We start from the raw sequence: 13498 nt of genomic DNA, 5'->3' as shown, positions 1-13498 counted from the left end.
TGCCGACCGGTTTTCCGACTGACGGGTGGTGCACGGCATGGCGGTACGGCGCAGCGTGGCAGGGGTCGCGGCGGTGCTCGCGGGGGTGGCGCTCGCCGCGCCGAGCGCATACGCGGCGGACGCCGTCGTGTCCAGGGGCCGGGCGGCGGCCGCGTCGGCCGGCGCGGCGACGAGCGCCGTCGACGGCCGGACCGCGACCAGGTGGACGACCGCGGGCCGTGCGGCGCAGTGGCTGCGCGTCGACCTCGGGGCCGTGACCGCGGTGAGCCGCATCCGGCTGTCCTGGGCCACCAACTTCGCCAAGGTGTACCGCCTCGACGCCTCGGCCGACGGCAGCACCTGGACGCCGCTGTACGCCACCGGCGCCGGCGACGGCCGCACCGACGACCTGACCGGCGTGCGGGGCAGCGCGCGCTTCGTGCGCCTGACCGCGACACCCCGCACCGCGAAGGGCCTCGCGCTGGGCGAGCTGGAGGTCTTCGGCCACCGGGCGGAGTCGGCGCCGGCTCCCGCCTCGGCGCTCTCGGTCGACGTCGCCATGCAGCTGGTCTCCTCGGCCGAGAACTCCAGCCTCGACTGGCGCGCACAGTACGGGTACATCGAGGACATCGGCGACGGGCGCGGGTACACGGGCGGGATCATCGGCTTCTGCTCCGGCACCGGCGACATGCTGGAGGTCGTCGAGGCCTATGCCGCCGCCGTCCCCGGCAACGCCCTGGCGAAGTACCTGCCGGCGCTGCGCAGTGTCAACGGCACCGCCGCGCACACCGGCCTCGGCGACGCCTTCGAGGACGACTGGAAGCGCGCCGCCGCCGACCCGGCGTTCCAGAAGGCCCAGGACGACGAGCGCAACCGGGTGTACCTCAACCCGGCGCTCGCCCAGGCCAAGGCGGACGGCCTGCGAGCGCTGGGCCAGTTCGCGTACTTCGACGCGTACGTCATGCACGGCCCGGGCGATGACGCCTCCAGCTTCGGCGGCATCCGCAGGGCCGCCCTGGCCAAGGTCAAGCCCCCGGCCCAGGGCGGCGACGAGACCGCCTACCTCAACGCCTTCCTCGACGCCCGGGTCGCCGCCATGCGCACCGAGGAGGCCCACAGCGACACCAGCCGCGTCGACACCGCCCAGCGCGCCTTCCTCAGCGCGGGCAACCTCGACCTGCGCCTGCCGCTGTCCTGGAAGGTCTACGGCGACCCGTACACCATCGCCGCCTGAGTGGCGGCGGTGGCCGCGTCAGCCGGCCTTCGCGGTGCGGCCGAGGCGGATGGCGGCGATGAGGAAGAAGACGGCGCCGGGAATCGCGTAGCCCACGGCATTGGTCAGGGCGGGGTCGTCGGCCGCGGCACCGGCGATGAACGAGGCGCCGGCGAGCACGGAGATGCCGCCGCTGATGATCATCGGCCACTGGCCGCCCATCCGGCGGCGGGTGACGCCGACGGCGAGCTGGACCAGGCCGGCCACGACGGCCCAGGCACCCCAGACGCGCAGGACCGCGGGGATGCCGGAGCCGGCGGCGACGGCGAGCCCGGCCGCGGCGAGGAGGCTGATGGCGACGTTCACGTACAGCAGGACCGGCGATCCGGTGGCCCGGGACGCGCGCGCGTCGACGATCGCGGCGGCCACGTCGAACAGGGGGTAGATCACCAGGAGGGTGGCGGTGAACGGGTTGAGGTGCCCGGCGAGGGGGATCATCACGAGCGCCCAGAGGATGGCGAACCCGAAGCGGACGAAGTACAGCCGCCGCAGGACGGACGCGGTGGTGGCGAGGCCCGACGGGGCCACGGTGGTGCTCATGCTGGTTCCTCCCGGAGGGGTAGAACGACCGTTCTCTGTCAGAGAACAATGATGCGTGTTCCGACGATTGTCAAGACCGATCGTTCTATCTCTTCAGGGCGTAGTGGCCGATGGGGGATGGCGCTGTTTGACGGGCGTCGCGGCGGGTAGCGGCCGTTCGACGGGGTCAGCTCGCACATCGCCAGGAGGCACGGACATGCACGCGATGGTCTACCGGGGCCCGTATCGGGTGCGGCTGGAGGAGAAGGACCGGCCGGTGATCGAGCACCCGAACGACGCCATCGTCCGGGTCACCCGCGCCGCCATCTGCGGATCGGACCTGCACCTGTACCACGGGATGATGCCCGACACCCGGGTCGGCATGACGTTCGGCCACGAGTTCGTCGGCGTTGTCGACGAGGTCGGTCCGTCGGTGCGCAACCTCGCGGTGGGCGACCGGGTGATGGTGCCCTTCAACGTGTTCTGCGGCTCGTGCTTCTTCTGCGCCCGCGGCCTGTACGCCAACTGCCACAACGTCAACCCCAACGCCACAGCGGTCGGCGGGATCTACGGCTACTCGCACACGTGCGGCGGGTACGACGGCGGGCAGGCCGAGTTCGTGCGGGTCCCGCTGGCCGACGTCGGCCCCAGCCTCGTCCCGGACTGGATGGACGACGACACCGCCGTCCTGCTCACCGACGCGCTGGCCACCGGCTACTTCGGTGCGCAGCTCGGCGACATCGTCGAGGGTGACGTGGTGGTCGTGTTCGGTGCCGGTCCGGTCGGTCTCTACGCGGCGAAGTCGGCCTGGCTGATGGGCGCCGGGCGGGTGATCGTCGTGGACCATCTCGAGTACCGGCTGGAGAAGGCCCGTTCCTTCGCGCAGGCCGAGACGGTCAACTTCGCCGAGCACGACGACATCGTCGTGTTCCTCAAGCGGGCCACCGGCCACCTCGGCGCCGACGTCGTCATCGACGCGGTGGGCGCGGAGGCCGACGGCAACCTGCTGCAGCACGTGACCGCGGCCAAACTCAAGCTGCAGGGCGGCTCGCCCGTCGCGCTCAACTGGGCGATCGACGCGGTTCGCAAGGGCGGCACCGTCTCGGTGATGGGCGCCTACGGGCCGATGTTCAGCGCGGTGAAGTTCGGTGACGCCATGAACAAGGGCCTCACCCTGCGCATGAACCAGTGTCCGGTGAAGCGGCAGTGGCCGCGGCTGTTCGAGCACATTCGCAACGGATACCTCAACCCGAGCGACATCGTCACGCACCGCATCCCGCTGGAGCACATCGCCGAGGGGTACCACATCTTCTCGGCCAAGCTCGACGGGTGCATCAAGCCACTCATCGTGGCGAACTGAATCCCGCGCCGGAGGACCTGATGACGTACACCGCCGAGAAGCCGCCCCTCGCCGAGTCCAGCGAGGCGCTGCGCGCCCGGATTCCGGGCTGGGGTGCCGACCTCAACCCCAAAGACCGTCCGTCTGTACCGCGGGAGAAGTTCGACCCGGGCCTGAGCGGTGCTGGGTGGGACTTCCCGGAGCGGCAGGTGGAGCGGTGGCCCCGGGAGCGCTCGATCGAGCACGCGATCCTGCCGCCGGTCTTCGGCACCAGTTGCCCGCCGCGGGGCGTCTCCGGGGCGATGCGCCGGCTCGCGTACCGCCGCTACAGCGAAGCGCGGGCCGCGCACTGGCTGCTGCTGCTCGCCGCGGACCGGGTCGACGTCGCCGAGAGCCGCGTGCGTTCCGCGCTGCGCGGGCACCCCGACCCCGTCCTCCCGACCGGCCTGCGCAGCGAGCTCACGCACCGCGGGCTCGGCTCGCGGCTGCGGCAGGGCCGCACTGACGTCGTGCACCAGCCGCTCGACGCGCTGGTCCAGGCGGCGCCGTGGGTGCTGGGCGGGCTCGCCGTCTACGGCCTGGCCCGCGCCGCCCGCCGCCGGTCCTCGGCGCGCCGCTCCTAGTCCGGGCCTCGACCGCCTGAGAAGCCGCCGGGTCCGCAGGCCGCACGGCCCGCCGGGATCACCGCGGCGGGCCGTGCGCCACGTGCGTCACTCAGGTCACCGGGTTGAGCACTCCCCGGATCCGGCGGGCGACACCGCGGGCCACCGACCGCGGCTTCTGCTGCTCCCCGGCGAGCGCTGTCACGGCGATGAGCGCGCCGGTCAGGGCCGGCACGGTCCACTGCGCGACTCGCTGGCGGCGCTGCACCGCCCGCACCGCCGGTGGGGTCTGCGCCGACGGTTCGGTCACGCCTTCCACCGGTACGGTCGCCGCGTTCTCCAGCTGCAGGCCGAGCTTGCGGCTGTAGGCGGTGGCACCCAGCGCGGCGACGGTCAGCGCCGTCTTCACCGCGCTCATCGTGCCGGCGCCGCGCTGCCCGGCCAGCCGTCCCCGCTCGCCCACGAGGATGCCGGCCGCGCCGACGAGATGGCTGCCGATGGCGGCCAGGTTCACCGGCGCCCACCGGTCCCAGCCGACCGAGGAGACCGCCAGCCGCTCCCGCGGGTCCTCGACCTTCGCCGCGGCACCGTTCAGGCCGACAGCGCCCATCAACGAACCGCCGAACCAGGCCGCCAGGCCCGCATCGTGCATCGACCGCAGTACCGTGTCCCGCTCACCCATGACCCGTCGCCCTTCCCACCGCGTCGGTTGTCGCCGGACCGACTAACCGGTGCTCGCGTCCTGAAACTCCGTGGCCGGGTGCGATCCGCATCGGCGGCCGGTCAGGAGCCGGAGCGTCGCCCGGCGCGGCACACCACCGTGCCGTCGCGCCCCAGGCGCCGTCGAGCGCCACGCGAGCATCCACGAGGTGGGCCCGGGCATCGCCTGACGCCGCCGGCCGGGCTACTCCCAGGTGGCGGTGTCGGGGTCGATGCCATGGGCGCGGGCGCTGGCATCGACGGCCCGGCGAAACCAGGCGGCCAGCCCGGGGCGCACACCGTCGTAGTGCGCGGCGAAGTCCGGGTCGCGCTCGTAGCGGCGGGCGAGGCACACCTGCATCGGCCGGGTCAGGGTGAAGTAGGCGCCGAACACCGCGCGGTGCCGCTCGACGAGCGCGTCGGCGGCCGGGCTGCCGGGAGTGACACCGGCGTCCATCGCGGCGGCCAGAGCCCCGTCGAGCGCGGTGACGGCGGCGGCGACGGCCTGCCACTCCTGCGGGGTGCGGGCGGCGGAGCGCTCGGCGAACTGCCGCCACTGCTGCGTATCGCCGTAGCGCTGCCGGGCCTGGGCGGTGCGCTCCGGGCTCCACCCCGGCCCGAAGATCTCCGCCTGCTCCTCGGGGCTGAGCAGCGGGCCGCGGTCGTGGGCGTCGATCATCCGGTCCAGCCCGGCGGCGAGCTGCTCCAGGCGGGCGATCCGCTGGGCGACCTGCTCGCGCTGGTCGCGCAGTGCCCGTGGCACGTCGGCGGCCGGGTCGTCGAGGACCGCCCGGATGCGGTCGAGCCCGAGGCCGGTCTCGCGGTAGGCGACGACGCGCTCCAGCCGCTCCAGGTCGTCCGCCGTGTAGAGCCGGTATCCGCCGGTGGTGCGCCCGGACGGTGGCGCGAGGCCGATGTCGTCCCAGTGGTGCAGGGCCCGCACGGTCACGCCGAGCCGGGCGGACACCTGCCCGACGGTGAGCCCGTCAGGCGCCGGGTGGGCTGATCCCGATGGCGGCAAGGTTGCGGGCCTCCTGACTGGCCGGGTCGAGCGGTCTGGCCGCGGTGAACACGATCCGGGCCCGCTCGGGCGTGATCACCTCGACGTCACGAGTGTTCCAGGGTGTGTCCTTCGGCCGCGCGCCGACGGCCTCCGCGATCTCGTCGACCTGGGGCAGTACACATGCGAAATTGCAGGTGATCGCCGGAGCCTGCGCCGGCACGCCGTCCGCCGCGACGAGCAGGACGTCCTGGAACGCCCACCGCCGCAGGTGCACAAGCGTGCCGGGCACGCTGAACAGCTCGAAGAAGCCGAGCCGGCGCGTCCAGAACGCGACCGACCCGGGCAGGTCGTCCGACGGGATCGTCACGAACGCGGGCATGCCGTAGATGCCCCGGAACGGCTCGGGCGCGACGGCGTCGGGCCCGGGCGGCGGGACGGGGCTCATCTCGAAGGCGTTGAAGAATTCGGCCACGACCCCACCGTGGCGCCTCACGCCGCGTAAGGGTCAAGAGGCCGGCCAGGACGGTTGTGGCGCCGGGCCCGGGTCGGCCTGGCGCAGGTCGGCGAACGCGACGATGTTGTCGCGGTAGTGCCCGGTGGCCGAGTCGAACTCGCCCCCGCAGGTGATCAGGCGGAGGGCGGCGTGGTCGACCGGGCCGTAGACGGCCTGGGTCGGGAACTGATCCTTGGGGTACTTCTCCACCCGCGTCACCCCGAAGACCGCCCGGCTGCCGTCCAGGCGGGCCACGGTGACCTCGTCACCGGGGGCAAGCGTCGACAGGTGGTAGAAGGCGCCCTTCGTGCCCTTCCAGTCGACGTGGCCGGCGAGGACGGCCGGGCCCAGCGCACCCGGGGTGGGCGCACCGGTGAACCAGCCGACGGTGCTCGCGTCGTCCGGCACCTGCATGGTGCCGTCGGGCTGGGTGGCCAGGTCGATGAGGGTGCTCGTCACGCCGAGTCGCGGGATGCTCACGGAGACCGGCGGCGAGGACGCCATCAGGGGGCCCGTCGTCAGCTCGCCGCCCCGGCTCGCCGCGGGTGCGGGCGCGGAGGAGCTCGCCGCCGGGGCCGCACCCGCCGGGGCCGGAGCCGGTGGCGGGGCTGAGCACCCCGCCACCAGCAGGGCCGCGGTGACCGACGTGACAGCGGCGACAGCGGCCCGTCGGTTCATGCCGTCGCCTCCGCAAGCTCCGGCGCCGGCCTGAGCTCCGAGCTGTAACACTGATGAGCGGCCACTCCGCTTCGCTCCGTACCGCTCATGCCGTCGCCTCCGCAAGCTCCGGCGCCGGCCTGAGCTCCGAGCTGTAACACTGATGAGCGGCCACTCCGCTTCGCTCCGTACCGCTCATGCCTGCGCTGCCTTGCGCCGGCGGTAGAGGGCCAGCCCGAGGCTGCCGAGCACCGCGCCGCCGCCGACCGAGTAGATCAGCGCCGGGTCCGGGCCGGGCTGGGCCAGCGACGAGCCGTCGCCGGTGTTGACGCCGCCCGCCGGGACCGAGCCCGCGGCCGCGCCGGCCACCATGCCGCAGGTCGCGACGTCCGTCGCCTCCTCCGGGATGTTCGGCACGCCGAGCGACTTGGCGAACGTCGACTCGCCGAGCGCCCCGATGTCGTACTTGCCGTTGTTGTTCGCGTCGATGCCGTGCTGGACGATGTGCAGGTCCTTGATGTGCTCGATCGTGCCGGCCGGCAGCTGTGCGGCCGGGATCGTGCGCTCGTAGGCGAGGTTGCCCTTGGCGTCGGCCGTGGGGAAGCGGTCGACCGCGAGCCCGCTGGCCTTGGTGGTGTCGCCGGAGGTGGTGAGGGAGACGAAGATGTCGCCGTACATCGGCAGGCCCTCCTCGACGCTGATGTACCCGTTGTGGTTCACGTCCTGGGCCATCGACGGGCAGTGGAAGTCCATGCCACCGGCGGAGCCGTGCAGGTGCTGGGCGTGTGGCGAGTTCGGCGTCATCCCGGTCGAGTGGATCGAGATCTTCAGGTCGCCGTTGGCCATCGGGGTGAGCGTCGCGCTGCCCTTCGCGCCGGTGTTGCCCATCTCCTGGAGGTCCACCGAGACCGACTCGGCCGCGAAGGCGGGTGCGGGCGCCACGAGCGGCATGGCCAGCGCGACCGCCGCGATGGGCAGGACCGCGAGAGCGGCTCGTCTGTACTGCATGAGGGGTCTCCGTTCGGTGGGTGCTGTGACAGGAGTGATTCGGTGCTGTCACCCGATCGGATGGGTTCAGTGTGGTTCGAACCCGCCGAAGACCGTCCGCAGACCGTCGAGCGCGCTGTCCCAGCCGGCGTCGGGCGCGGTCCAGGAGACGACGAACCCGTGGCCGGCGGCGGTGCCGAAGTTGCGGCGCAGCGTGTGCCAGCGGGTGCCGTGCTCGTCGAAGGTGTACTCCCAGTCGGCCGCCCCCTGCTGATAGAGCGCGACGCTGATGGCGATGCGCCGGTATCCCGCGGGCGCTGACGCTCCGGCGAGCAGCTGCCGTTCCTGGTCGGTCCAGTACGCCACCCGGTCCGCGTCCGGCGGCGCCGTCGGGTCGACGGTGAAGCCCTGCCGCCCGTCGGCGTCGAGGAAGCACGCGACCGGCCCGGCGGACGCGCGCGTGAAGGTTGCCGGCGCCGGCGTGCTGAACCCGTCGAGGTCGTGGCGCAGCCACCCGTCCGGCAGGCCTGTGGCTTGCCGGCCGGGCGCGGCGTCGCGCAGCGCGGTGCACCGCAGCGGGGCCGGGAAGACGTCCGGCGCCGGGGCCGGCGAGGCCGGGGCCGGCGACGCGGCCACCGTGACGTTGCCGCCGCCGTCCGGGCGGGCCGCCGCCCAGGCACCGACCCCGCCCACGCCGACGATCAGTGCGGCCGCCCCGGCCACGACGAGCTTCCGGGCCGCGATGGGCGCCGCGGCGCGCGGTGGTGTCCCGGTCAGCGCCGCCTCCAGCAGCGCGCGGGCCTTCGCCGCGCGCAGCCGGTCGCCCGGGTCGCGGCGCAGCAGTCCCAGGACGGCCGGCTCCAGGGCCCCGGCCCGCAGCATCACGTCGGGTGGCTCGCGCATCAGCGCGGTCAGCTGCTCGACCGGGCTCGGCCGGGTGTAGGGCGGCCGGCCCTCGACGGCCAGGTACAGCGTGGCCCCGAGCGACCACAGGTCAGTGCCCGGGCTCGACTCGCCGGCCGTCACCCGCTCCGGCGCGACGTACGCGGGCGAGGCGAGCAGCACGTCCTCACGGGTCGTATTGGCGCGGAAGCTCTCCTCGGCGAAGACCGCCACGCCGAAGTCCCCGAGCAGCACCTGCCCGTCCGGCGTGAGCAGGACGTTACGCGGCGTCACATCGCGGTGCAGCACCCCGGCGGCGTGGGCCGCGCTCAGCCCGTCGAGCAGCGCCAGCCCGACCTTCGCCGCCTCCGCGACCGCCAGCGGCCCGTCGTCACGCACGGTCGCGTGCAGGGAACGCCCCTCGACGTACTCCATGACGATCCACGGCCGCCCCTCGGTGAAGTGCACGTCGTAGACCCGGACCAGGTTCGGGTGCCGCAGCCGCGCGGCGGTGCGGGCCTCCCGGATCGTGCGCTCCCAGATGTCGGTCCGCCCGGGCGCCACCCCGGCGATCGGCAGGATCTCCTTGACCGCGACCTGCCGGTCGAGCACCTCGTCGTGGGCCTGCCAGACCCGTCCCATGCCACCGCGGCCCACGAGCCGCAGCAGCCGGTACCGCCCGGCGACGACCCCCTCCTCCACCCCGCCGTCCACTGCCATATCCGGGATTCGGAGCCGCACCGCGACCGGATGGGTGCGCGGCGGTGCCGGTTTCCCGGGCGCCGGATGCCCGGTCCGGTCGGAGGGGCCCGGTGACCCCTCCGACCGGCGGCGTCACCGGGAGAACGCCTGGAACTCGGCGATGCGGACCTGCGCGGCGAACGGGCTCGCCGTCGCGCAGTCGGTCGCGGCGGCCGGGTCGTTGTCCTGCTCGCCGGCGTAGCGGGGGTTGCCGGTGCACTGGCTGGTCAGCACCTGGATGCGCAGGTGGGTGGCCTTCACCGGGTTGAAGTGGAACGTGCGGAGGTTGAGCTGCGAGGCGACCGGGCGGAACGCCTCGGCGGGGAAGGCGTCAGGGGCGCTGCGGAACACCTCGCGGTAGCCGGCGTCCGTGGAGCAGTCGCTGCTCGTGGCGTCGCAGGCGAGGACCCGGAACTGGCGCAGCGCCGAGAACCGGTTCTGGCCGAGCGGGTCGGCGTCGCCGTCGATCGCCGGGCGCAGCAGTGCGCTGACGTTCACCGTGTTCACCGACACCGGGCGGTCGCCGGCCAGGTCGACCGTCACCTTCTTGCCGGCCACACCGTCGAGGGAGGCCCAGTCGGTCGCCTCGGTGTCGTCGCCGAGCTTGTCGACGTTGACGCCGTCGCCGGTCAGGACCGCACCCGCGGCGGTCGAGGCCAGGTTGCGGGGCAGGTTGAGCTTCAGGTCCTGGGCCCGGCCGGGCAGGAACTGTGCGGTGAACTTCTTGTGCCCGAAGCCGGTGCCGACAGCGGTGAACGTGAACGTCTGGCCGGGCACGATCTGGAACGTGGCCGGCCGGTCGGTCTCCGGGTCGGTGTCGGCCACCGGCACGGCGCGGGCCTCGTAGTCGCCGACGTACAGCCGGATGTTCGCGCCGGCCGAGTCGCCGAGCGGCTGGAGCGTGACGGTGGCGTTGTTCGCGTACGGCGACGCGAAGCTCGGTGTCGGGTCGGTGTCGGCCGGGTCGCTCGTCGCGTCGGTGCCGAGGCCCGACTGGGCGAACGCGTTCCAGATCAGGTCCTGGTTCGCCCCGCCGAAGCGGACCAGGTCGGCGGCGAGCATGTTGTCGCGCATGTCGGCCATGCTGACCTGGCCGGACGCCTGGAGCAGGAACGAGTCGAAGGTGAGCTGGGCCCAGCGCCGGTTGCCCGGGCACGCGTCGGGCGTCACCTGACCGTCGGCGCAGCGCTGCTGCAGCGAGGGCGTCCCGGCCCCGTAGCGCTGCACGAACGCCGCGCGGACGCGCAGGTTGGTGGCGACCCAGATCTCGCCGTCGGCGTGGACCTCCGGGCCGGTCAGGTCGAAGCCGATGTCGGAGTAGTTCAGCGGGCTCTTGCTGCCGTCGTAGTCGCGGATGCCGGTCGTCAGGTTGCCTGTCGCGTAGGCACCGGTGACGAACGGGGTGTCGCCGAGCGGCCGGATGTTGTTCTCGAACAGGTACTCCCCGGCCAGCAGGTCGCCCCACGCCTCGCCCATCGAGCCGCCCTGGAACGAGCCGATGCCGGTGTCCGGGCCGGCGATCATCCGGTTGGTGATGGCGTGTGTGTACTCGTGCCCGATCACGGTCATGTCGTAGTCGCCGTCGACGCAGGGCGGGTACGCCGCACCCGCGACCGGCTGCCACAGGAACATGTTCGTGGTCGGGGGCAGGCCGTCGCGGGGGGTGCCCTGGTTGGCGTTGTTGCGGCTGCCGCCGAGCGCGTTGGACTGGGCCCGGCCCTGCTCGGCGTCGCCGCCCAGGCCGTCGGGCCCGAGGTTGACCACCTGCATGTTCCAGGCCGATTCATTGAAGCCGAGGTTGTACGCCCAGTCGTGCATCCGGTTGTGCATGGCGAACAGGTTCGTCACCGCGGCGTCGGCGTCGTTGCGCTGCGCCGAGGTGAACGCGGCCGGGTTGCAGCGGGTGGCGTGCCACTGGTCGGTGAACGGATACACGTAGTTGCGGTCGGGCTTCGGGGTGGCCAGGGTGGGCGATGTCCCGCCGCCCCACTGCACCACGTCGTTCACGGCGTTGCCGGTGGAGGTGAACGTCGGCTGCCCGGTGGCCAGGTCGACGTCCCACGCCTGCCCGCTGTTCGGGTCGCGGACGGTGCGCACGCAGGCCGGCATCGGGCTGAAGCACCAGCGCTGCCGGGAGTCGACGCCTGTCGCGGTCGTGGGGCTGGCCGGGAACACCGCCCAGCTGGGGTTGTCGGCGTCGAAGTCGACCAGATCGTCGCGGACCAGTACCGCGCCGGTGCGCGCGTCGACGTAGGTGGTGAACGCGGTCGGCCGGCTGAGGTCCGAGCCGCTGAGGTTGACCGCGTACGCGGCCCGCGGCCCGTCCTCGGGTGTGGGCACGGCGACCGTGTCGACGTCGACGTGCGCGACCTGGGCCGCGCTCAGCCCGGCGTCGCGGACGGCGACGGCGACAGCGTCGGCGGAGGTGATGGTGGCCGGCTGCGGGGCCCGGGTGTCGCGGGACAGCGACGACGTCACCCGCACGACCGCGCCGTTGCTGACGAGGATCGACACGAGCCCGTCGTGCCCGGCCGGCAGCCCGCCGAAGCGCTGGCGCAGCAGGACCACCGACGCCGTGCCCATCGGGCGGACGAGCACCGTGTCCATCGCGGCGACCGACTGCTCGTCGATGCCGAACAGCGCCTGGTTCTGGACCAGGAACTGGCGGGCCGCCGTCTGCGGGTCGGCCGCGAGCCCGGCGGTCAGCGCGGTGCGCCCCGGCGCCGTCGGGCCGAGCGAGCGCGGGGTGCCGAACACGTTGAACTGCACCGCGCCGAACCGGCCGGCCAGGGAGCGCTGCTGGCCGCTCGGCGCGGCGGTACCCTTGCGGTTGTCCAGGTCCCGGGCGCCGTGCCCTTCGCCGAGGAAGTCGTTGCCGTGCTGGACGGAGACCGGGTCCCGCGGTGGTGCCGCCCACGACGGTGCCGCCGTGGCGGTGAGGCTGGTGATCACAGCGACGGCGATCAGCCCCGCGGCCGCCCGTTTCGACTTGCCCACGATCGATTCCTCCTCGGTGTGGAGCCCGCAGTGGGTAGACGTGCACAGATGTGAATGTGTAAATACTCCGATCCGGCGATCCGGGCAAGAGCGGACAGCCCGGATCGAATCGAGGAAGGGTGTGGAACCGGGGGCCCGGTCCGCCCGTCCAACCGGTATGGGAAGGTGGCCGCTGCCGGCAGTCATGGGCCTGGCGCTGACGGTGACCGGCTGCGCCGGGCCGGGCAGCACCGCGCAGCCCACGCGATCCGTCGCGCCCGCATCAGCGGTCGCACCCGCATCAGCCGGCGCGTCCGCCTCGGTCGGTGTGTCTGCCTCGGCCGGTGCTCCGGCGTCCGCCGGTGGGCCCCCGCCGGCCGGGTCGCCGGCGCCCGCACCGGCGCTCATCGCGTTCGTCGAGGTGCGCGACGGCGGGTCGGGCGGCGCCACCGAGGTGACCGACCCCGGCCAGATCGACCGGCTCGCCCCGGGCCCGGCCGCGGCGCTCGCGCAGGCCCGGGCGGCGGTCGGGCGCCACGCCGGCCCGGCCACCCGGATCTTCGCGTTCGTCCTGGCGGGCTGCCGCAACGACGGCGCGGTGCTCACCCTCGCGACAATGGCCGCGACGCTCACCGGTGGCGAGGGTGCCGCCTGCTACGTCCCGGAGTGGTATCTGGCCGTGTTCGCCGTCCCGGCCCACCTGGTCCCGCCGGGCGCGCCCCGGTGACCGATGGCACGGGGTGGAACGCATCCCTGTCGACGGGCTCATGAGGGCCTGTCGACAAGGATGCGTACGCCGGTCGCCGCGGTGCGACAGGCAGAAGGAGGGACCATGTCCGGTAAGTTGCGTCGCTGGTTCGTGCCGCTCGGCGCGGCCGCGGTACTGTTCGGCGCGGCCGACCCCGCCGTCGCCGGCGGTGTGCTCGACCCCGCGCCGGTCTCACCGAACCAGGCGTTCGTGGGCCAGGTGAACGGCGTGGCCGGGCTGTCCCGCATCGCCGTCGTCTGCGACGGCCCGGCCGACATCGTGCCCACGGGTCACCCGGCGGCCGGTCAGACGGTGACGGCCGTGCAGGTCAGGACGGGCGACACCACGCTGGGTGTCGGGTTCACGGGCAGCGCCGGCACCGCGATCGTCGTCGGCATCGGCTCGTCCGTCTCCCCGCTGCCGCCGGTGACGCTGCGGTTCTTCCAGGCCAACGCCGCGATCCCGACGAACGTCCTGGTCCCGTGCACGGGCACCGGCGTCGTGTCGTTCACCCCGACCCTGACCAGCGCCACCGCCCGGACGGCGGCAACCAAGGTGACATTCGTCCGCGCCGTCTCCACCGGCTGAGCCGCGGCCATC

General features: G+C 73.5%; 13 protein-coding genes. 5 read left to right on the top strand and 8 right to left on the bottom strand.

What is annotated here, in order from left to right; all coding sequences use genetic code 11:
- Positions 1-37 precede the first annotated feature (37 nt).
- Complete coding sequence (locus Dvina_RS55330) at positions 38-1213, top strand: chitosanase (protein WP_223092607.1); 1176 nt, start codon at positions 38-40, stop codon at positions 1211-1213.
- An 18-nt stretch (positions 1214-1231) separates the two neighbouring features.
- On the opposite strand, the gene Dvina_RS29580 is transcribed toward Dvina_RS55330, so the two are convergent.
- Complete coding sequence (locus Dvina_RS29580; protein WP_223092606.1) at positions 1232-1792, bottom strand: hypothetical protein; 561 nt, start codon at positions 1790-1792, stop codon at positions 1232-1234.
- 196 nt (positions 1793-1988) lie between these two features.
- Here Dvina_RS29580 and Dvina_RS29575 point away from each other — a divergent pair, with 196 nt between their 5' ends.
- Positions 1989-3131: a zinc-dependent alcohol dehydrogenase gene (locus tag Dvina_RS29575; RefSeq protein WP_223092605.1), complete on the top strand. Its 1143-nt coding sequence runs from the start codon at positions 1989-1991 to the stop codon at positions 3129-3131.
- 20 nt (positions 3132-3151) lie between these two features.
- Positions 3152-3733 carry a hypothetical protein gene (locus tag Dvina_RS29570; RefSeq protein ID WP_223092604.1) on the top strand — a complete coding sequence of 194 codons (582 nt, stop codon included), beginning with the start codon at positions 3152-3154 and terminating at the stop codon, positions 3731-3733.
- Between the two features lie 91 nt (positions 3734-3824).
- On the opposite strand, the gene Dvina_RS29565 is transcribed toward Dvina_RS29570, so the two are convergent.
- From Dvina_RS29565 to Dvina_RS29535, 7 genes are all read right to left on the bottom strand, one after another.
- Positions 3825-4394 carry a hypothetical protein gene (locus Dvina_RS29565; protein WP_223092603.1) on the bottom strand — a complete coding sequence of 190 codons (570 nt, stop codon included), beginning with the start codon at positions 4392-4394 and terminating at the stop codon, positions 3825-3827.
- A 222-nt stretch (positions 4395-4616) separates the two neighbouring features.
- Positions 4617-5378 carry a MerR family transcriptional regulator gene (locus Dvina_RS29560; RefSeq protein ID WP_223092602.1) on the bottom strand — a complete coding sequence of 254 codons (762 nt, stop codon included), beginning with the start codon at positions 5376-5378 and terminating at the stop codon, positions 4617-4619.
- 19 nt (positions 5379-5397) lie between these two features.
- The gene (locus Dvina_RS29555) at positions 5398-5886 is read right to left on the bottom strand and encodes a hypothetical protein (RefSeq protein ID WP_223092601.1); all 489 of its coding nucleotides are present in this window, start codon (positions 5884-5886) and stop codon (positions 5398-5400) included.
- A gap of 33 nt (positions 5887-5919) precedes the next feature.
- Positions 5920-6585, bottom strand: a complete 666-nt coding sequence (locus tag Dvina_RS29550; protein WP_223092600.1) for a class F sortase — start codon at positions 6583-6585, stop codon at positions 5920-5922.
- 174 nt (positions 6586-6759) lie between these two features.
- A complete protein-coding gene (locus Dvina_RS29545; protein WP_223092599.1) occupies positions 6760-7572 on the bottom strand; it encodes a hypothetical protein in 813 nt (270 codons plus the stop codon).
- A 66-nt stretch (positions 7573-7638) separates the two neighbouring features.
- Complete coding sequence (locus Dvina_RS29540) at positions 7639-9153, bottom strand: serine/threonine-protein kinase (RefSeq protein ID WP_223092598.1); 1515 nt, start codon at positions 9151-9153, stop codon at positions 7639-7641.
- 114 nt (positions 9154-9267) lie between these two features.
- Entirely contained in the window at positions 9268-12171 is a 2904-nt protein-coding gene (locus Dvina_RS29535) for a M36 family metallopeptidase (protein WP_246655398.1), read from the bottom strand.
- 157 nt (positions 12172-12328) lie between these two features.
- Here Dvina_RS29535 and Dvina_RS29530 point away from each other — a divergent pair, with 157 nt between their 5' ends.
- Both Dvina_RS29530 and Dvina_RS29525 read left to right on the top strand, forming a co-directional pair.
- Positions 12329-12877, top strand: a complete 549-nt coding sequence (locus tag Dvina_RS29530) for a hypothetical protein (protein ID WP_223106253.1) — start codon at positions 12329-12331, stop codon at positions 12875-12877.
- A gap of 105 nt (positions 12878-12982) precedes the next feature.
- Entirely contained in the window at positions 12983-13486 is a 504-nt protein-coding gene (locus Dvina_RS29525; protein WP_223092596.1) for a hypothetical protein, read from the top strand.
- Positions 13487-13498 lie beyond the last annotated feature (12 nt).

Origin of the sequence: Dactylosporangium vinaceum (assembly GCF_019904175.1) — a bacterium.
Lineage (GTDB): Bacteria > Actinomycetota > Actinomycetes > Mycobacteriales > Micromonosporaceae > Dactylosporangium > Dactylosporangium vinaceum.
This window is presented reverse-complemented; position numbering and strand designations above follow the sequence as displayed.